At 68.6% G+C, this 19,199-nt stretch carries 17 protein-coding genes; 10 read left to right on the top strand and 7 right to left on the bottom strand.

Translation table 11 applies throughout. The features are described from left to right. Positions 1-21: 21 nt before the first annotated feature. The 5 genes from EOD73_RS05490 to prfB form a co-directional block, all read right to left on the bottom strand. Positions 22-507: a Cache 3/Cache 2 fusion domain-containing protein gene (locus EOD73_RS05490; RefSeq protein ID WP_127681604.1), complete on the bottom strand. Its 486-nt coding sequence runs from the start codon at positions 505-507 to the stop codon at positions 22-24. A 122-nt stretch (positions 508-629) separates the two neighbouring features. Beyond that, a complete protein-coding gene (locus EOD73_RS05485; protein WP_127681602.1) occupies positions 630-1,649 on the bottom strand; it encodes a class 1 fructose-bisphosphatase in 1,020 nt (339 codons plus the stop codon). 2 nt (positions 1,650-1,651) lie between these two features. After that, positions 1,652-4,306, bottom strand: coding sequence for an aminopeptidase N (gene pepN, locus EOD73_RS05480; RefSeq protein ID WP_127681600.1), 2,655 nt, complete (start codon positions 4,304-4,306; stop codon positions 1,652-1,654). Between the two features lie 25 nt (positions 4,307-4,331). Next, on the bottom strand, positions 4,332-4,769 hold the full coding sequence (locus tag EOD73_RS05475; RefSeq protein ID WP_127681598.1) for a hypothetical protein: 438 nt from the start codon (positions 4,767-4,769) through the stop codon (positions 4,332-4,334). An 83-nt stretch (positions 4,770-4,852) separates the two neighbouring features. Then, a protein-coding gene (gene prfB / locus EOD73_RS05470; protein WP_127681596.1) for a peptide chain release factor 2 occupies positions 4,853-5,957 on the bottom strand; the annotation gives its coding sequence in 2 pieces (ribosomal slippage) (positions 4,853-5,875 and positions 5,877-5,957; 1,104 coding nt in all). Between the two features lie 335 nt (positions 5,958-6,292). Here prfB and EOD73_RS05465 point away from each other — a divergent pair. The 7 genes from EOD73_RS05465 to EOD73_RS05435 all read left to right on the top strand — a co-directional run bounded on the left by EOD73_RS05465 (position 6,293) and on the right by EOD73_RS05435 (position 14,005). Then, positions 6,293-8,017, top strand: coding sequence for an MFS transporter (locus EOD73_RS05465; RefSeq protein WP_240660603.1), 1,725 nt, complete (start codon positions 6,293-6,295; stop codon positions 8,015-8,017). A gap of 107 nt (positions 8,018-8,124) precedes the next feature. Continuing rightward, on the top strand, positions 8,125-8,421 hold the full coding sequence (locus EOD73_RS05460; RefSeq protein WP_127681594.1) for a hypothetical protein: 297 nt from the start codon (positions 8,125-8,127) through the stop codon (positions 8,419-8,421). Next, on the top strand, positions 8,418-9,008 hold the full coding sequence (locus EOD73_RS05455) for a tetratricopeptide repeat protein (RefSeq protein ID WP_127681592.1): 591 nt from the start codon (positions 8,418-8,420) through the stop codon (positions 9,006-9,008). Before EOD73_RS05460 ends, EOD73_RS05455 begins: the two co-directional genes overlap by 4 nt. Continuing rightward, positions 9,005-9,295 carry a DUF4212 domain-containing protein gene (locus EOD73_RS05450; RefSeq protein WP_127681590.1) on the top strand — a complete coding sequence of 97 codons (291 nt, stop codon included), beginning with the start codon at positions 9,005-9,007 and terminating at the stop codon, positions 9,293-9,295. Before EOD73_RS05455 ends, EOD73_RS05450 begins: the two co-directional genes overlap by 4 nt. Further along, positions 9,282-11,381 carry a sodium:solute symporter family protein gene (locus tag EOD73_RS05445; RefSeq protein ID WP_127681588.1) on the top strand — a complete coding sequence of 700 codons (2,100 nt, stop codon included), beginning with the start codon at positions 9,282-9,284 and terminating at the stop codon, positions 11,379-11,381. Before EOD73_RS05450 ends, EOD73_RS05445 begins: the two co-directional genes overlap by 14 nt. A gap of 63 nt (positions 11,382-11,444) precedes the next feature. Further along, positions 11,445-13,334: a DUF294 nucleotidyltransferase-like domain-containing protein gene (locus EOD73_RS05440; RefSeq protein WP_164845949.1), complete on the top strand. Its 1,890-nt coding sequence runs from the start codon at positions 11,445-11,447 to the stop codon at positions 13,332-13,334. Continuing rightward, positions 13,331-14,005 carry a 3'-5' exonuclease gene (locus EOD73_RS05435; RefSeq protein ID WP_127681584.1) on the top strand — a complete coding sequence of 225 codons (675 nt, stop codon included), beginning with the start codon at positions 13,331-13,333 and terminating at the stop codon, positions 14,003-14,005. Before EOD73_RS05440 ends, EOD73_RS05435 begins: the two co-directional genes overlap by 4 nt. Here the strand turns inward: EOD73_RS05435 and EOD73_RS05430 are convergent. After that, the gene (locus EOD73_RS05430) at positions 13,993-14,859 is read right to left on the bottom strand and encodes an HDOD domain-containing protein (protein WP_127681582.1); all 867 of its coding nucleotides are present in this window, start codon (positions 14,857-14,859) and stop codon (positions 13,993-13,995) included. The genes EOD73_RS05435 and EOD73_RS05430 overlap by 13 nt on opposite strands. A gap of 102 nt (positions 14,860-14,961) precedes the next feature. On the opposite strand from EOD73_RS05430, the gene EOD73_RS05425 reads away from it, so the two are divergent. Genes EOD73_RS05425 through nemA form a run of 3 tightly spaced genes read left to right on the top strand, consistent with a single transcriptional unit; the run spans position 14,962 to position 18,667 of the window. Next, positions 14,962-15,594 (top strand): transglutaminase-like cysteine peptidase, encoded by a 633-nt coding sequence (locus tag EOD73_RS05425; RefSeq protein ID WP_127681580.1) that lies wholly within the window; start codon positions 14,962-14,964, stop codon positions 15,592-15,594. 23 nt (positions 15,595-15,617) lie between these two features. Continuing rightward, positions 15,618-17,570 carry an EAL domain-containing protein gene (locus tag EOD73_RS05420; RefSeq protein ID WP_127681578.1) on the top strand — a complete coding sequence of 651 codons (1,953 nt, stop codon included), beginning with the start codon at positions 15,618-15,620 and terminating at the stop codon, positions 17,568-17,570. Further along, entirely contained in the window at positions 17,567-18,667 is a 1,101-nt protein-coding gene (nemA, locus tag EOD73_RS05415) for an N-ethylmaleimide reductase (RefSeq protein WP_127681576.1), read from the top strand. Before EOD73_RS05420 ends, nemA begins: the two co-directional genes overlap by 4 nt. On the opposite strand, the gene EOD73_RS05410 is transcribed toward nemA, so the two are convergent. After that, positions 18,660-19,193, bottom strand: a complete 534-nt coding sequence (locus EOD73_RS05410) for an NUDIX hydrolase (protein ID WP_127681574.1) — start codon at positions 19,191-19,193, stop codon at positions 18,660-18,662. The two genes, nemA and EOD73_RS05410, sit on opposite strands and share 8 nt — an antisense overlap. Between the last annotated feature and the right edge of the window lie 6 nt (positions 19,194-19,199).

Below are 19,199 nucleotides of genomic sequence, written 5' to 3'. Positions count from 1 at the left end.
CGCCATGGCGGGGTTCGGGAGTTACTTCTTGTGTCCGATATAAGTGGCTCCGACCACCTTGCCCGCCACCTTGATCGGGTTGTAGCAAGCGTCGAACGAGGTTCCTAGCACGTCAACCGTGCCGCAGTAGTTGCTGCCCTTGGAAAGGGCTTCATAGGCCGGATTGCGCGCCAACGCCGTGCCAACGCCCCGCTTGCCTTCGGGTGTCAGGACGTTGGTGCTGACGCGAATGAACTCGTCGCCGTCCTTGACGAACAAGGTGGCCGTGGCCCCATGCGCTTTCCGGACGGCATCCACCACTTCGTAGTTGTTGTTGATCTTGCGATCCCCAAAAAACAGGGCGGGCACGGTCTTTCCAGCCACGGTGTCCGTGCCTTCGACCTTGGGTGCCCCGATCTTTCCGAGGCGAGCTTCCAGATCGGCGATGGTGGCTTTGGGGTCCTGTGCATTGGCAATCCCGCCCATGGCAACCACGCTGAAGGCGGCGGCAAAGTGAAGCAGCTTCATGAAGCACCTTTCGAGGTGAAGGAGGTGCGTCGATGATGCGCGCTGCCTTGATGCCGGACAAGCCCCGGGGCTTTTGCACCCGCCATTAGCGGATGCTTTTCACGGATGGAGCCCGGCTGGTGTCAATCGCCCGTTGCGGCTTCGAGGTGGTAGCGCGTCACGCGCTCCACCTCGTTCTTGGAGCCCAGTACCACGGCCACGCGCTCGTGCAGCTTGGTGGGCACGATGTCCAGGATGCGGCGCTTGCCGTCGGTCACCATGCCACCGGCCTGCTCGACGATGAAGCCCATGGGGTTGGCCTCGTACATCAGGCGCAGCTTGCCGGCCTTGTTGGGCTCGCGGGCGTCCCAGGGGTACATGAAGATGCCGCCGCGGGTCAAGATGCGGTGCACGTCGGCCACCATGCTGGCCACCCAGCGCATGTTGAAGTCCTTCTCGCGCGGGCCGGTGCTGCCGGCCAGGCACTCGTCGATGTAGCGCTTCACCGGCGGCGCCCAATGGCGCATGTTCGACATGTTGATGGCGAACTCTTTGGTGTCGGCCGGGATCTTGATGTCGTCCTCGGTCAGCACCCAAGAGCCCATCTCGCGGTCCAGGGTGAACATGGCCACGCCGTCGCCTACGGTCAGCACGAGGGTGACCTGGGGGCCGTAAATGCAATAGCCCGCAGCGGCCTGCTGCTTGCCGGGCTGCAGGAAGTCTTCCTCGCTGATGCCGCGCTGGTTGTTGACCTTGCGCAGCACCGAGAAGATGGTGCCGATGCTGACGTTGACGTCGATGTTGCTGCTGCCGTCGAGCGGGTCGAACAGCAGCAGGTACTCGCCCTGCGGGTAGCGGTTGGGCACGACGTGGATGCTGTCCATCTCCTCCGAGCCCATGGCCGCCAGGTGGCCGCCCCACTCGTTGGCCTCGATCAGCACCTCGTTGGCGATGATGTCCAGCTTCTTCTGGACCTCGCCTTGCACGTTCTCGCTGCCCGCCGTGCCCAGCACGTCGCCCAGGGCGCCCTTGTTGACGCTGATCGCGATGCGCTTGCAGGCGCGGGCCACCACCTCGATCAGCAGGCGCAGCTGCTGCGGGATGTGGCCGTGGGCGCGTTGCTGTTCGACGAGGTACTGGGTCAGGCTGATGCGCTGTGCCATCTTCAGGCCCCCAAGGCTTTGGTGACGATCTCGCGAACGTCGTTGGACAAAGTAGAGCGTTCGGCCAAGCGTTTCAGGGCTTCTTGCGCGGCGGTGCGGTAGGGCTCGGCCAAGGTGCTCCAACGGTCCATGGCGCGGGCCAGGCGGCCGGCCAGTTGCGGGTTGATGGCATCGATGGCCGCCACTTGCTCGGCCCACAGCACGTAGCCGGCCGCGTCACTGCGATGGAAGGCGCCCGGGTTCATGTTGCACAGCTGCACGAGCAGGCTGCGCGCGCGGTTCGGGTTCTTCAGCGTGAAGTCGGGGTGCTGGAGCAGCTTCTTCGCGCGCTCGAACACGGCGCCACCGCGCTCGGGCGTGCGGGCTTGCAGCATGAACCACTTGTCGATGACCAGGGCGTCGTCGGCAAAGAGGGCGTGGAAGTGCACCAAAGCCGGCTCGGCCAGCTCGGCATGGGCGTTGACCAGTGCGGCCAAGGCGCCGAAGCGCTCGGTCATGTTGCTGGCGGTCTTGACGCGCTGGTAGGCGCGGCCGGGCCACACCGGGTCGCCTTGGGCCACGGCGCCGCGCACCAGCATGGCCAGGGCCAGGTTGGCCAGGGCGCGCTTGCCCGCGTCCACGGCGTTCGGGCTGTAGCCGCCCGTCACTTGGTGGGCGTCGAAAGCCCAGGCCCAGTCGTCGCGCAGGGCGGCGGCCAGTTGGTCCCACGCGGCTTCCACCGCGGCGTGGATGGCCTGCGGATCGACCACCTCGAGTTGCTCGGCGATGTAGGCCGCGTCGGGCAGCTTCAGGGCCTCGGCCTTGAAGGCCGGGTCCAGGTCGGCATGGCGCAGCACGGCGCGCATGGCTTCCACGTAGGCGTTGTCCAGCTGCAAGGGCTGGCCCGAACGGGCCGCGCGCAGCAGGCGCTTGAGGCTCAGGCGCTGGCCGGCTTCCCAGCGGTTGAAGGCGTCGGCGTCGAAGCGCAGCAGGGTCAGCAGTTGCGGGTCGCTCAGGCCGTCTTCCAGCAGCACCGGGGCCGAGAAGCCGCGCAGCAACGAGGGCACCGGCGGCACCATGACGTTCACGAAGGTGAAGGCCTGCGCGGCCTCTTCCAAGATCAGCACGGTGTCGGTGCCGCGGGCCGCGATCTCGCCTTGCAGTTGCAAGGGCAGGGCCTGGCCCTCGGGGCCGACGAGGCCCATGCGCACCGGGATGACCTGCGGCAGCGGGCCCTTGGCGTTGCGCTGGCTCAGGCGCAGCGTGTAGGTGTGGCCTTCGGCGTCGTACTCGCCTTGGGCTGCCACGTGAGGCGTGCCGGGCTGGCTGTACCAGCGCTTGAAGGCGTCCAGGCGGCTGCTCAGCGGCGAGCCGGGGTTCGCGTCGGCCATGGCCTGGGCGAAGTCGTCGCAGGTCACGGCCTGGCCGTCGTGGCGCTCGAAGTACAGGGCCATGCCCTTGGCGAAGCCGTCACGGCCCAGCAGGGTTTGGTACAGGCCCACCACCTCGGCGCCCTTTTCGTAGACGGTGGCGGTGTAGAAGTTGTTGATCTCGACGTAGCTGTCAGGGCGCACCGGGTGCGCCATCGTGCCCGCGTCTTCGGGGAACTGGATGGCGCGCAGGTTGCGCACCTGCTGGATGCGTTGGACGGCGCGCGCGCTGGCGCTGCCGGCCATGTCCATGCTGAACTCGCGGTCGCGGAAGACGGTCAGGCCTTCTTTGAGCGAGAGCTGGAACCAGTCGCGGCAGGTCACGCGGTTGCCGGTCCAGTTGTGGAAGTACTCGTGGGCCACGATGGCCTCGACGCGTTGGAAGTCGGCATCGGTGGCGGTGGCGGGCGAACACAGCAGGGCGCTGGTGTTGAAGATGTTCAGGCCCTTGTTCTCCATCGCGCCCATGTTGAAGTCGGACACGCCGACGACCATGAAGCGCTCCAGGTCCAGGGGCAGGTTGAACCGCTTCTCGTCCCACACGATGGAGGCGATGAGCGAGTTCATCGCGTGCTCGGTCTTGTCCAGGTCGCCGCGGCGCACGTAGACCTGCAGCAGGTGGTCCTTGCCCGAGCGCGTGGTGATGCGCTGCTCGCGCGCGACGAGGTCACCGGCCACCACAGCAAACAGGTAGCTGGGCTTGGGGAAGGGGTCGTGCCACTTGGCGAAGTGCTTGCCACCGTCCAGCGTGCCCTGCTCCAGCAAGTTGCCGTTGCTCAGCAGCACCGGGTACTTGGCGGCGTCGGCACGCAGGGTGACCGTGTAGACGGCCATCACGTCCGGGCGGTCCAGGAAGTAGGTGATGCGGCGGAAGCCCTCGGCCTCGCACTGGGTGAAGAAGCTGCCGCCCGAGGTGTACAGGCCGCTGAGCGCCGTGTTCTTTTCAGGCGCGCAGGTGTTGCGCAGGGTCAGCTCGAAGTCGCGGTCGGGCGCGTCGATGACGAGGTCGTTGCCTTCCTGCCGGAAGCTCACGGGCTCGCCGTCGATCAGGCAGCGCAGCAGGGTCAGCTCTTCGCCCACCAGCACCAGGGGGCCGTGGGCCTGCGCGCTGTTTCGCTTGACGGCCATCTTGCTGGTGATCAGGGTCTTGGCCGGGTCGAGGTCGAACGTCAGGTCGACAGTGGCGATCCAGTAGGTCGGGGCTCGGTAGTCCAGACGTTGGATGGCGGTGGCGTTGCCTTCGCGCATGGCGGTTCCTTTGGAAATCAGGGGGTCAGGCGGCGGGCCGCGTCAGCAGCCAGATGCCCGCAAAACACAGGCCGATGCCGGCCAGCTTCGAGGCCGTCACGGCCTCCTTGAAAAACAGGGTGCCGAGCAGCAGCATCACGCAGGTCACGACGGACGCGCTGAGCACGTAGGTGCTGGAGAGGCTGCCGCCGGCGCGATAAGCCAGCAAAAAGCCCAGCTCGATCAGCACGATCGACAGGGCCACGCCCAGCACCGAGGCGTTGAGCTGGCCGATGCCGCCCGACAGCGAACCCTGCAGGGGAAACAGGAAGAACAAGGGCAGCGACAGCACGGCCGCCACCAAGTAGAAGGCGATCAGGGCCAGCACCGGGTGGGCCTCGGCGTGCACCGTCTTTTGCGTGACCTGGTACAGGACCTGGCCGACGATGGCGATGCCGAGCGCGAGCGCAAACGTCGTTTTCATGCGGCCGGTCGGCGCCGGGCCGCCCCAAGGCGACCGCGGCCCCCTTGGGGGGTGGCGACCGAAGGGAGACCGGGGGCCATGGATCACACGCCTTGCTTCAAGCTGGCGGTGATGAAGGCGTCCAAGTCACCGTCCAACACCTTTTGGGTGTTGGAGATTTCGACGTTGGTGCGCAGGTCCTTGATGCGGCTCTGGTCCAGCACGTAGGAGCGGATCTGGTGGCCCCAGCCCACGTCGGTCTTGGTGTCTTCCAGCTTTTGCTGCTCTTCTTGGCGCTTGCGCATCTCGTGGTCGTACAAGCGCGAGCGCAGGCGTTTCCAGGCCACGTCGCGGTTGCTGTGCTGGCTGCGCCCGTCTTGGCACTGCACCACGATGCCGGTCGGGATGTGCGTCAGGCGCACGGCCGAGTCGGTTTTGTTGATGTGCTGGCCGCCGGCGCCACTGGCGCGGTAGGTGTCGGTGCGCACATCGGCCGGGTTGATCTCGATCTCGATGGAATCGTCGATTTCCGGGTACACGAACAGCGAGGCGAAGCTGGTGTGGCGGCCGCCCGCGCTGTCGAAGGGGCTCTTGCGGACCAGGCGGTGCACGCCGGTTTCGGTGCGCAGCAGGCCGAAGGCGTACTCGCCCTCCACCTTGATCGTGGCGCTCTTGAGGCCGGCCACGTCGCCCGGGGTTTCGTCTTCGACGGTGGCCTTGAAGCCCTTGCGCTCGCAGTACTTCAAGTACTGGCGCAGCAGCATGCCGGCCCAGTCGCAGGCCTCGGTGCCGCCGGCGCCGGCCTGGATGTCGATGAAGCAGTTGCTCGGGTCGGCCGGGTTGTTGAACATCCGGCGGAACTCGAACTCCTCGACCAGGGCGGTCAGCTTGGCGGTCTCGCCTTCCAGGGTTTCGATGGAGTCGAAGTCGCCTTCTTCCTTGGCCATCTCGAAGAGTTCGAGGTTGTCGCCAAGGTTGGCGTCCAAGTGGTTGATGGTCTCCACCACCCGGTCGAGTTCGCGCTTTTCCTTGCCCAGTTCCTGGGCGCGCTTGGGTTCGTTCCAGACCGCGGGGTTTTCGAGGGCGGCGTTGACCTCGTTCAGGCGCAGGGCTTTGCGGTCGTAGTCAAAGATACCCCCGGAGCGCGTCGGTGCGCGCACGGAGGTCATTGATCAGCGTGCCCAAGGCGTTGATGCGTTCGGCGTCCATAGGTCTCTTTGCGTTGTGGCGTGCGTGGGCCGCCCCAGGGGCGGCGAAAGCGCGGATTCTAGGTTTCACGGGGTTTTGGCGGCCCGGACCGAGGCCTCACAGGCCGCGTTGGCCACGTCTCGGGTAACTCCGCATGGGGACTTCCCGGTCGGGACCGCCCCGAATTCTGCGTGAGCCACCCCGTCGGCCCCCTATGAAACCGGGCGAAAACGCGAGCGGACGAACTTCCTTTCCGCTTGTCAGGGATGTAAGGAAGCGGTCAGTTTGGCTGGCAACACTGATCCTGATCAAGTCGACCCGTCCAACATGGCTTGACATCCAAGAGGAGACACCCCATGGCAACCAGCAACGCGGTACCCAACCTCGCCGACCGCAAGCGACCGATGACACGCGAGGAAAAGCGCGTCATCTTGGCGTCGTCGGCCGGCACCATCTTCGAGTGGTACGACTTCTACCTGTACGGCTCGCTCGCCGCCATCATCGGCGCGCAGTTCTTCTCGTCGTTCCCGGAGGCCACGCGCAACGTGTTCGCGTTGTTGGCCTTCGCTGCCGGCTTCTTGGTGCGTCCGTTTGGCGCGCTGTTCTTCGGGCGCTTGGGCGACTTGATCGGCCGCAAGCACACCTTCCTGATGACGATCCTGATCATGGGCGCGTCGACCTTCATCGTCGGCTTGCTGCCCGGCTACGACACCATCGGGTGGGCGGCGCCGATCATCCTGATCGCGCTGCGCATGCTGCAGGGCTTGGCCCTGGGGGGTGAGTACGGGGGCGCGGTCGTGTACGTGGCCGAACACGCCCCGCACGGTCGTCGCGGTTTCTTCACCAGCTGGATTCAGACCACGGCCACCCTGGGCCTGCTGCTGTCGCTGATGGTGATCTTGAGCGTTCGCACCTTCGTGGGCGAGGACGCGTTCAAGGCCTGGGGCTGGCGCGTGCCGTTCCTGCTGTCGATCTTCCTGCTCGCCGTGTCGGTTTGGATCCGCTTGCAGATGGAAGAGTCGCCGGCCTTCAAGAAGATGAAGGCCGAGGGCACGCAGTCCAAGGCGCCGCTGTCCGAAGCATTTGGCCAGTGGAAGAACGCCAAGTTCGCGCTGATCGCCCTGTTCGGCCTGGTGGCCGGTCAGGCCGTGGTTTGGTACACGGGCCAGTTCTACGCACTGTTCTTCCTGCAGACCATCCTGCGGATCGACATGTTCACGGCCAACGTGCTGATCGCCTGGTCGCTGATCTTGGGCACGGTGGGCTTTGTGATCTTTGGCTCGCTGTCGGACCGCATCGGCCGCAAGCCGATCATCTTGGCCGGTTGCGTGCTCGCAGCGATCACCTACTTCCCGGTGTTCAAGACCATCACGAGCATTGCCAGCCCGGCTCTGCACGCGGCCCAACAGAACACCAAGGTCACGATCGTGGCCGACAAGAACGACTGCTCGTTCCAGTTCAACCCCACGGGCACGGCCAAGTTCACCAGCAGTTGCGACGTGACCAAGGCTTTGCTGGCACGCAGTTCGGTCAACTACTCGGTCGACTACCAACCCGGTGCCATTCCGGCCAAGGTCAAGGTGGGCGACGCCGAGATCGTGGCCTACGAGACCACGAAGCTCTCGGGCGACGATGTCAAGGCCGTGCCGGCTGCGTTCGCCAAGGCGGTGAACGAAAAGCTGGCCGCGGCGGGCTACCCCGCGCCGGGCAAGGCGGGTGAGGGCGCCGTCAAGGTCGAGGGCTTCTTCGGCGTTTTCAACGGCCAGGCCTTCCCCTTGGTCTTGATCCTGACCTACCTGGTGCTCCTGGTGACCATGGTCTACGGCCCCATCGCTGCGGCGCTGGTGGAACTGTTCCCCACGCGCATCCGCTACACCGGCATGTCGCTGCCGTATCACATCGGCAACGGCTGGTTCGGTGGCCTGATGCCGGCCACGGCCTTTGCCATGATCGCCCAGTCGGGTGACGTGTACTACGGCCTGTGGTACCCCATCGTGATCGCGCTGATGACGGTCGTTCTGGGCCTGCTGTTCGTGCCCGAGAACAAGGACAAGGACATCTTTGCCGACGACACGCGCTGAAGCCTGACGGTTTTCCAGTGACGAGGCGGGCGGGGTCGGCGACGGCTCCGCCCCTTTCCTTTGGGAGCCCCCGTCGGACGGGATTCGGGGCTTTTAGGATGTGGCGCATGTTGTGGTTCGTGACGAGCATGAAGTTGCTGGCGGAGGTGGCCTTGATGGCCTTCGCCGCCCGTGGCGTCTTGGCCGTGCTGGCCGGGTCTCGCGCCCCCGACAACCTCATGCATCGCCTGTTTTGGACGGTGACGCAGCCCGTGGAGGGCTTGGTGCGCCGCTGCTGGCCGGGGACGCCGTCGCCCCGGCTCGTGCCTTGGTGCGCGGCCGCGCTCGCGCTGGCGGTGTGGCTCGGTGCCGCGGTGGCCAAGCTAAGCCTGTGCGTGGACGCGGGTCGGGTGGTGTGCGCATGAGGCCGGGGTGGCGCGCGCTGCACTGGTGCGTGGTGGCGCATGGGGCGGCTTGGACGGGCCGATGGGACCGGGCCTTGCGCGCTTGGCACCGGGTGGTGGCGGTCCAGCCGGATTCCGTCGACGCGCGGGCTTCGCGGGCCTGGGCCGCCGGGCGGGCCGGTCAATGGGCGCTGGCCCGCGACGATTGGGAGGCGGTCGTCACCGCCTCGCCGCAGGACGCGGTGGCCCAGTACAACTTGGGTTTCGTGTGTGACCAAGCGGGGCAGCCGGCGCGGGCCTTGGCCTGTTTTGAGGCCGCCTGCGCCCTGGACCCGCGCGCCGACCGCGCCTGGTACGGGCGCGGACTGGCCTTGGTCGGCCTTGGGCGTTGGCAGGAGGCCCTGCAGGCCTTCGAAGTCAACGCCCAATTGCAACCCATCAGCCCCTACGGTTGGACCCAGATCGCCAGGGTGGGGCACCGACTTGGTCTCGACGACCGCGTTCGCACGGCGATGGCGCGCTTGGGGCAGGTGGACGCGGCCGTGGCCCGCGCGGTGGCGCAGGAACTGGCGCAGCCAAACGCTGTCATAAAGCCGGTGCTGGCATGAACGCGGTGCCCGACACCCCCGACAAGGGCGCCGCCCGCCACTGGCGCGCCACGCGGCGCCTGACCGGTGGCTTGCTGTGCGCCTGGGCCTTGCTGACCTTCTGCAGCGTGTACTTCGCGCGCAGCTTCGATGGCTCTTGGCTGGGCTGGCCGCTGAGCTACTGGTGGGCGGCCCAAGGGGGGCTGTTGGCGTACCTGTTGATCGCCCTGGTGTACTGCTGGCGGATGAACGAATTGGATGCCGAGTTCTTGCAGGCGGCCCAAGGGGAGGCGCATGGCAAGGACTGAGCCGGCACCCCAGGCCCCATTCAAGCGCCAACTCAACCGGGCCTTCGGTTGGTACACCGGGGGCTTCCTGGTGTTCGTGCTGCTGCTGTCGGTGCTGGAGGCGTTTGGCGTGGGTCGGCAGGTCATCGGCCTGAGCTTCCTGGCCGGCTCGGTGCTGCTGTACGCCGGCATCGGCTTCGTCAGCCGCACCGCCGACCCGGTCGAGTACTACGTGGCCGGGCGCCGGGTTCCCGCGGTCTACAACGGCATGGCCACGGGCGCCGACTGGATGAGCGCGGCCAGCTTCATGGGCTTGGCAGGCACCTTGTACGTCTCCGGCTATGGCGGCCTGGCCTACATCCTGGGGTGGACCGGGGGCTTCTGCTTGGTGGCCATGCTGCTGGCGCCCTACCTGCGCAAGTTCGGCCAGTACACGATCCCGGACTTCCTCGGCGCGCGCTACGAGGGCAACCTGCCACGCTTGCTCGGGGTGGTGGCCGCCTTGCTGTGCTCCTTCACCTACGTGGTGGCCCAGATCTATGGCGTGGGCCTGGTGGCCTCCAGCCTGACGGGCATGGTGTTCGAGATCGGTGTGTTTGCCGGCCTCGCTGGCATCCTGGTGTGCAGCTTTCTGGGCGGCATGCGGGCGGTGACCTGGACCCAGGTCGCGCAGTACATCGTGCTGGTGATCGCCTACATGGTGCCGGTGGTGTGGTTGTCCGTGAAGCAGACGGGCATGCCCGTGCCGCAGATCGCCTACGCCCAGCAGTTGGAGAAGGTCACCGAGATCGAGCGTCGTTTGGCGAACGACCCGGCCGAGTTGGAAGTGCGCGCGGTCTACCAAGAGCGGGTCGAGGCGCTGGAGCGCAAGCTGCGAGACGTGCCGGGTGCGCGCGCCCGCGATCGCGAAGCGGCCCAGGCCCACCTGACCCAGCTGGTGGAAAGCGGGGCCAGTCGCATGGACGTGCACCTGGCCGAGCGCGCGCTGGCCAAGTTGCCGGCCAACGACGCCATCGCCCGCGAGACCTGGACCCGCGCCCTGGCGCAGGCGCGGGAGCGGGCCCAGCCCCTGGCCGGCATGCCGCCCCATGCGAGGCCCTTCAAGGGCGACCCCGAGGGTTCGGCCCAGCAGCGCCAAGAGTTCGAAGACGACCGCCGCAACTTCTTGGCCTTGGTGTTCTGCTTGACCGTGGGCACCGCCGCCTTGCCGCACATCCTCATGCGCTCGTACACCACGCCCACGGTGAAGGAGGCGCGCGAGTCCGTCGCTTGGAGCCTGCTTTTCATCGTGGTGCTCTACATCAGCGCGCCGGCCTTGGCGGTGCTGGTGAAGTACGAGGTGTTCACCCAACTGGTGGGCCTGCCCTTCGACCGATTGCCCGACTGGATGGCGCGCTGGTCGCGCATCGACCCCAACCTGTTGAGCGTGGTCGACGTCAACGGCGACCACTTGCTGCAGTTCGGCGAGCTCAAGATCGGCACGGACATCTTCGTGCTGCTGGCGCCCGAGCTGGGAGGCATGCCCTACGTGGTCTCCGGCATGGTGGCCGCCGGCGGCTTGGCGGCGGCCCTGTCCACGGCCGACGGCCTGCTGCTGACCATCTCCAACGCCCTGTCGCACGACGTCTATTACCAAATGATCAACCCGCGGGCCAACACCAGCCGTCGGGTGGCCTTGTCCAAGATGCTGCTGCTGGTGGTGGCCTTGGCCGCCGCCTACGTCGCGGCCCAGCGCCCCGGGGACATCCTCTTCATGGTGGCGGCGGCGTTCTCGCTGGCGGGCTCGGCCCTGTTCCCGGCGCTGGTGCTGGGGGTGTTCTGGCCCCGGGCCAACAAGTGGGGGGCCTGTGCCGGCATCGTCGTCGGGCTCGGCGTGGCCACGGCCTACATGGCCCTGAACCAACCGTGGCTGCGCGAACTCTTGGGGATCAGCGCACCGGTGCAGCTGTGGTGGGGGATCCAGCCGGTGTCGGCCGCGGTGTTTGGCGTGCCCCTGGGGGCCTTGACCATCGTGGTGGTCAGCTGGCTGACGCCGCCGCCGCGGCGCGACGCCCAGGCGCTGGTCGCGGCCCTGCGCTACCCCGACCTGAAGCTCGAGCGGCCTTGACCGATCGCAAGTGTTGAGGCGGACCGGCCTCGCAGAATGAGCTCGAGATTTCCAGGGTCGACGATGTCCGACAGCCCCGCCCCGCATTTGCTGCAGCAAGAGATGGCGCTTTGGCGCCGGCACGCCCCCTTTGACGCCATGGCCCCCGAGGCCCTGCGCACCTTGGTGCTGGCGGCCGAGCAGGCCTATTTCGCCCCCGAGGAGGTCATCGCCTGCCCGGATGACGGTCCCGCGACGGCGCTCTTCGTCGTGAAGTCGGGGCTGGTGTCGGCCCACCAAGGCCTGGCCGAGCTGGCGGGCGGCTGGCAGTACGAGGCTGGCGACTGCTTTCCCATGGCGGCCTTGATGAACGGCCGGGCCGTCACTGCCACCTACCGCGCCGACAGCGACGTCTTCGTGTGGCGCGTGCCGGCGGACACCGTGAAGGCCGTGGCGGCCGTGAGCCCCCCTTTGGCGGCGCACCTGAGCGAGCGGGTGCTGCAGCTGCTGCAGTTGGCCGGTCGCGAACAGGCCCGGCAGGCCACGCAGGCGGCCCTGGCGCAGCAGTCGATGGAGCGGCCTCTGCGCGAGCTGATGCGGCCCAAGGTGCTCACCGTGGGGCCCGACACCCCTTTGGAGCTGGCCCTGCGGGCCATGAGCCAGCGCCGGGTGGGCTCGGTGCTGGTGGTCGATGCGGACCACCGGCCCTTGGGCATCCTGACCCGCGACGACGTGCTCGACCGCGTCACCTTGCCCCAGCGGCCGCTGCACACGGCCATTGGGCAGGTGATGTCGCAGCCCGTGCGCAGCCTGGGCGTGCAGCACACGGCGCAAGAAGCGGCCTTGTTGATGAGCCGCTACACCTTGCGCCATGTGCCGGTGGTGGATGGCGAGCGCCTGGTGGGCATCGTGTCCGAGCGCGACCTGTTCGCCCTGTCGCGCCTGTCGGTGCAGCGCGTCAGCAGCGAGTTGCGCGCCGCCGACCACGTGGCTGCCGTGCTGGAGCAAGCCCCGCGCATCCGGGAGCTGGCGCGCCTGTTGGCAGGGCAGGGCGTCGGTGCCAAGACGCTCACGGGCTTGATCGCCCACCTCAACGACCTGCTCACCGAGCGGCTGGTGCAGCTGCACGCCACCGCGTTGGGCTTGGACTTGGGCCAGGCCGCCTGGCTGGCCTTCGGCAGCGAGGGCCGGGGCGAGCAGACCCTCGCCACCGACCAGGACAACGGCATCGTGTTCGCCAGCGAGCAGCCCGACCAGGACCGTCCGCGTTGGCTGGCGCTGGGGGCGGCGGTTTGCGACAGCCTGAACGAGGCTGGGTTCCCCTTGTGCAAAGGCGGTGTCATGGCCCGCAACCCCGACTGCTGCCGCTCGGTGCAAGAGTGGCGCGAGGCCTTCCTGACCTGGCTGAACCAAGGAACCCCCGAGGACCTGCTGCGGGTTTCGATCTTTTTCGACGCCCGCCCGGTGGCCGGCCAGGCGGCTTGGGCCGAGCCCTTGCGGGCCCTGGCCCGCGGGCCGGCCTCGGCCCGCTTCCTGCGCCTGATGGCCGAGAACGCCCTGCGCTGGAAGCCGCCGCTGTCGTGGCGAGGGGCGCTGGACCCCGAAGCGCGCCACGGCGTCCTGGGCCTGGACCTGAAGGCCAATGGCACGGCCTTGTTCGTCGAGGCGGCCCGCTTGATGGCCCTGGCCCAGGGCATCGATGCCGTGGGAACGCGCGAGCGCCTGCTGGCGGCGGGCGAGGCCTTGGGTGTGGGCGAGCAGGAGCGCCAAGGCTGGGCCGCCGCCTTCGAGTTCTTGCAGGGCTTGCGCTTGCAGGGGCAGCTCGCGCCGGGGGACGAGACGGCGTCACCCGAAGGGCCCAACTGGGTGCCCATCGACCGGCTCAACGACCTCGACCGCCGCACCTTGCGCGTGTCCCTGCGGGTGGCGCAACGCTTGCAGCAGCGCCTTCAACTGGACCACTTGCGCGCATGAACTGGTGGCACGAATGGGCAACCCGGCGCGGCGCGCGGCGCTTCGCCGCCACCGCCACGCGTTGGGTGGTCATCGACACCGAGACCAGCGGCCTGGACCTGCAACGCGACCACCTGATCGCCGCGGCCGCCGTGGCGGTTTCGTTGGAGGGCGGACGCCCCTGCCTGCGCGTGGCCGACAGCTTCGAGGTGGTGCTGCAGTGCCCCCCAGGCGTGGTGTTGGACGCGGTGGCCCGCCGCAACATCCTGCTGCATGGCGTGGGCCGCGGCGAGCAAGGCGGTGGCCAAGCGCCCGCGGCGGGGTTGCGGCAGTTGCGGGCCTTCGTGGACGGTGCGCCCTGCTTGGCCTTTCATGCCGCTTTCGATGCCCACATGCTGGAGCGCGCCTGTCGGCAGCACCTGGGACAGGGATGGCCTTGGCCGTGGTTGGACCTGGCCGAGTTGGCGCGGGCGCTGCTCCCCGACTTGCCCCACCGCCACCTGGACGCCTGGTTGCAGCACTATGGCTTGCAGGTCGGCCAACGCCACCGAGCCAGCAGCGACGCTTGGGTCACGGCCGAGTTGCTGCAGCACCTCTGGCCCGCCTGGCGGCTGGTGGCCGGTTCGTCAGGGCCGTGGTTGGCGGCGCAGGCGCTGTTGCATGCCCGCCGTCACTTGGCTCAAACGACGTAGTCCAGCGTGGGCTGCAGGTCGTGCGCCCATTCGGCCAAATCGGCCTCGGAGATGTTCAAGTGGGCTTGCACCTCGTCGCGGTGCTGCAGCCATTCGGCGTCGGGCGGCACGCCCTCGTGTTCGCGCATCAGCTGTTCGGCCACCAAGCCTGCCGCCACCAACAAGGGCACACCGGGGTCGGTGTCGCGGTCGTTCAGCACGGTGAAGTCGTGGTGCAGGCGCACCGAGGCCATCAAGGGGTCTGGGAAACCCCAGGCGCGCACCACCAGGGCCCCGACCACGGCGTGGTTGGTGCGATGGTTGGCATCTTCCGTGGCGATGAAGGGGCGATCGATCCGCGCCGCAGCCTCCACCATGGTGCCCCCGTAGCCACGCACCTGTTGCAGCAGCACCGGAATGCCCACGTGGCAGAACAGGCCGTGGCTGGCGGCCAAATCGCCGGCCAGCCCCTCCACGTGGCGGGCCAAGAATTCCATGCACACGGCCCGCTTGGCCGAGCGCTCCCAAAAGCGCTGTAGGTGAGGGCTGTTCACCGGCAGTGCATTGCGCACCAGAAACTGCTGCATCAGCATGGCGGTTTGCTGCAGGCCGAGGCGCGTCATGGCCTGGCCCACGCTGACGCAGGGCGCGCCATCGCTCAGGTGCACGGGGCTGTTGGCCACGCGGATGAGCGTGGCCGACATGGCCACGTCGGCCGAGGCCACCGCCTGCACCTCGGTCATGTCGGGCTCGGCCCGTTGCATGGCCGTGCGCAGTCGGCGCAACAGGTCCGGACAGGGCGGGATCTTGATCTCCCGCAGCGGGCCCTTGTCACGGGCCGTTGTGAGTTCTTGCTGAATCTGGCTGCTGTGCATGGCTCGGCGCCCTCACTGGAGGAAACCATCATAGGCAGATGAAGCGGCCTTCAGGCGCCCGTCGCTACAGTCACCGAAAACGCCCCCTGCCGCATGCGCCCGATGTCACGCTTCGTCCTTGCTTGCGCCCTGGCCCTGCTGGCCTGGGGCGTGGCGGCGTGGGATGTGGCTCGGTTGAAAGCCCAAGCCGCCCAGCGCAGCGCGGCGGTGCAGCAGCAGGTGGCCGCCCTGTTGGCCATGGCCGGTCAAGCGGGGACCTGGCCGCTGGAAGAGCGCGTTCGCCGCGTCAACCAGTTCTTCAACCAGCGGGTGGAATGGCGGGACGACGCCACGGTGTGGAACAAGGTCGACTACTGGGCCAGCCCGATGGAGATGTTCGACAAGGGCGCGGGCGATTGCGAGGACCTGGCCATGGGCAAGTACTTCGCGCTGCGGGGCCTGGGCGTGGCCCCTGCCAGCCTGCGCCTGGTCTACGTCAAGGCGCAGTTCGAGGGGCGATCGCAGGCGCACATGGTCCTGGCCTGGTACCCCAAGCCCCAGGGCGAGCCCCTGATCTTGGACAACATCAACCCCGAGTTGCTGCCCGCCAGCAAGCGGGGGGACTTGCAACCCGTGTTCAGCTTCAACGCCGAAGGCCTTTGGCAGGGCGTGGGGGCGCAGGGCGCGGGCAACCCCTTGGCCCGCTTGGGCATCTGGCGCGACGCGCTGGAGCGCGCCCAGGCCGAGGGCTTTTGACGGATGAGAAGGAGTGATCGTCGATGTCTTTGATTCGACAAGTGAGCGTGCTGATCCTGCTGTCGCTGGTCTGCGCCTTTGCCGGCGGCGTGCTGGCCTCGGGCGGTGCGCTGCGCGACCTGCTGCGCCAGCAACTCACGCTCAAGAACGCCGACAACGCCCAGGCCCTGGCCTTGGCGGTGTCCCAGCAGGGCGGTGACCAGGCGGTCATCGAACTGCTCATGAGCGCGCAGTTCGACACCGGTCACTACGAATCGCTGCGCTGGCGGCGCGCCGATGGCTCCCTGGCCTTCGAGCGCGTGGCCCCGGCGGCGGGGGGGCGCGCGCCGGCCTGGCTGCGCGAGGCCGTGTCCTTGGACGCGCCGGCCGGCGTGGCGCAGCTCTCCAGCGGCTGGCAAAGCCTGGGTCAGTTGGAGTTGCGCAGCCAGCAGGCCTACGCCTACGACGCGCTGTGGACGGGGCTCTTGCGAACGGCGGTGATGTCTGGCTTGCTGGCCCTGGCTGCCTTGGCCGTGGCGCAATGGCTGCTGGGCCGGATCCGCCGTCCGCTGGACGCGCTGGTGGCCCAGGCCGATGCGCTGGCCGAGGGCCAGTTCATGACCGTGGAACCGAGCCGCGTGTTGGAGTTGCGCAAGCTGACCGAGGCGCTCAACGGCATGGTCATGCGCATCAAGCGCCTGTTCGAGGCCCAAACGGAGCAGCTCGGCTTGCTGCGCCAGCACGCGCATTGCGACGCACTGACTGGTTTGTCGCTGCGCAAGCACTTCTTGGCGGAGCTGGCCTCGGCCTTGGCCCGGGACGACGGCCCCGACCGCGCCAGCCTGCTGCTGCTGCGCTTGCAGGACCTGGCCCGCGTCAACCAGTTGCTGGGGCGGGAGGCCACGGACGAGGTGCTGGCCTTGATCGGCGAGGCCTTGCAGGCTTACACGCAGCGCGTGCACGGCAGCTTGGCGGGGCGCTTGAACGGGGCCGATTTCGCCCTGTGGCTGCCCGCGCCGGCGGTGCTGGAAGACAGCGCCCAGGCCTTGAGCGAGGCCTTGCTGCAGGCCTTGCAGCGTGCCGCTGGCGGCGGGGGGCGTTCGGTCATTCGACTGGCCCTGGGCGGCGTGGAACTGGCCCGCAGCTTGCCGCTGTCGCAGTGGTTTGGTCAGGCCGATGCGGCCCTGGCCGAGGCCGAGCAATTGCCGGGCGCCTTGGGCCAGTGCCTCAAGCGCGTGGAGGGCGGGGACGATCGCATGCTGCCCCACGGCGAGCGCGCTTGGCGGGCGCAGATCGAAGCGGCCCTGGCGCAGGGTCACTTGCGCCTGGTGCCTTACCCGGTGCTGGACGGCGCGCAGCACCTGCTGCATTGGGAGTGCCCCTTGCACCTCGGGCTGGCCGCGGCGCACCAGGCCACGCCCGACTTCGTGCCGGCCAGCACCTGGCTGCCCCTGGCGCAGCGCACCGGGCTGACCGTGGAGGTCGACCTCGCCGCCGTCGGCGCGGCGCTGGCGCAGATCCAGCTCGACGGCCAGCAACGCTGCGTGAACCTGGCCCCCGCCTCGCTGCGGGCCCCGGCCTTCCTCGGCCGCCTGCGCGCCCTGCTGCGCAGCCAGCCCCAGGCGGCGCGGCAGGTGGGCCTGGAGGTGGACGCCGAGGCGGCCTTGTCGCAGTTCGAGTTGGTGCAAGAGCTGAGCCGCGCCGTGCACCCGCTCGGGGTGCGCGTGGGCCTGGAGCACGCCGGGGCCAACTTGCAAAAGATCGAGCGCCTCTACCAGCTCGGCCTGGACTTCGTGAAGCTCGACCGCAGCGTGGTCCTGGGCGTCGCCGACGACGCCAGCCGCGCCGGCTTCGTGCGCAGCCTGGTCATCGTGCTGCACAGCCTGTCGCTGCAAGTGATTGCCGAGGGCGTGGACGACGCCCGCGACGCCAGCACGCTGCTGGACTGCGGCGTCAACGGCTTGACCGGCCCTTGGGCCACCGGGCACCAGGCATGAACGTCGAGGCTTTGTTCGCGCCGCTGCAGGTCGGCGCCCTGCAGGTGCCCAACCGGGTGTGGATGGCCCCGCTGACACGCTTGCGCTGCACCGAGCCCGGCGACCTTCCCATCCCCCTGATGGCCGCCTACTACGCGCAGCGGGCCGGCGCCGGGCTGATCGTCAGCGAGGCCACCCACATCAGCCCGCAGGCCAAAGGCTATGCAGGGGCCCCGGGCATCTACAGCGACGAGCAGGTGCAGGCCTGGCGCCCGATCACCGACGCGGTGCATGCCGCCGGCGGTCGCATCGCCTGCCAGCTCTGGCACGTCGGTCGCATCTCGCACGCAAGCCTGCAGCCGGGCGGCTTGCCGCCGGTGGCGCCCTCGGCCCTGCCCGTGGACGCCCGAACCAGCCTGCGCGATGCCCAAGGCCGCCCGATGCGAACCGCGTGCAGCCCCGCGCGGGCGCTGGACACGGCCGAACTGCCGGGCATCGTCGACGCGTACGCCGCCGCCACGCGCCGGGCCCGCGCCGCTGGGTTTGACGCGGTCGAGATCCACGGCGCCAACGGCTACCTGTTGCACCAGTTCTTGGCCGCCGCCAGCAACCGCCGCACCGACGCCTACGGGGGGTCCATCGCCGCCCGCATGCGCTTGCTGCTGGCGGTGGTGGACGCCTGCGCCGAGGCCTGGTCGCCCGACCGCGTCGGCCTGCGCGTGTCGTTTTGCAGTGCCTCGCCCGACTTGGCGGACGACGCCCCCGAGGCCAATGCCCTGGCCGTGGCGCGCGCGCTGGCGCCGCGGGGCTTGGCCTTCCTGCACTTGAGCGAGCCCGACTGGACGGGCGCCGGCCCGGGCCTGAGCCCGGCCTTCCGCGAGGCCCTGCGTGCGGCTTACCCGGGCGTGTTGGTCGGCGCCGGTCGCTACACGGCCGAGCGCGCCGCCCAAGCCTTGGCGGCGGGCTGGCTGGACGCCGTGGCCTTCGGTCGGGCCTTCATCGCCAACCCCGACCTGCCCGAGCGCCTGCGGCTGGGCGCCCCCTGCAACGAGCCCGACCCCAGCACCTTTTACGGGGGCGGGGCCGAGGGCTACACCGACTACCCGGCGCTCAGCTGAGGGCGGCCGTCAGCACGCCGGGGGTGCCGGCGCGCTGGTGTTCCAGCGTCAATCGCACAGTGCGAAAGGCCAGCTCGTCCCAGGGCAGCTCGTCCCAGTGGAAGAGGCGCACTTCCAGCGACTCTTCGCCGGGCGCAAAGTCCAGGTCCAAGAGGCGCGCGCGGTAGAAGAAGTGCACTTGTCCGACGTGCAGCACGTCGATCATGGCCATCAGGCCCAGCAGCTCGACGCGGGCGCCCGCCTCCTCGCTGGTTTCGCGCAGGGCCCCGGCCTCGACGGTTTCACCGAGCTCCATGAAGCCGGCCGGCAGCGTCCACAGGCCGCGCCGGGGCTCGATGGCGCGGCGGCACAGCAGCACGCGGCCGTCCTCGGCCAAGGGCAGGGTGCCCACGACGTTCAGGGGGTTTTGGTACTGGACGTGGCCACAGGCCGGGCACACCGCACGCTCGCGGTTGTCGTCGGCCGGCACGCGGTAGTCCACGGCGGTGCCGCATTCGGTGCAGTGCCTAAGGCGTCGGGGGGTCATGGGCCT

It is taken from the genome of Inhella crocodyli (assembly GCF_004004565.1).
Taxonomy (GTDB): Bacteria; Pseudomonadota; Gammaproteobacteria; order Burkholderiales; family Burkholderiaceae_C; genus Inhella; species Inhella crocodyli.
This window is presented reverse-complemented; position numbering and strand designations above follow the sequence as displayed.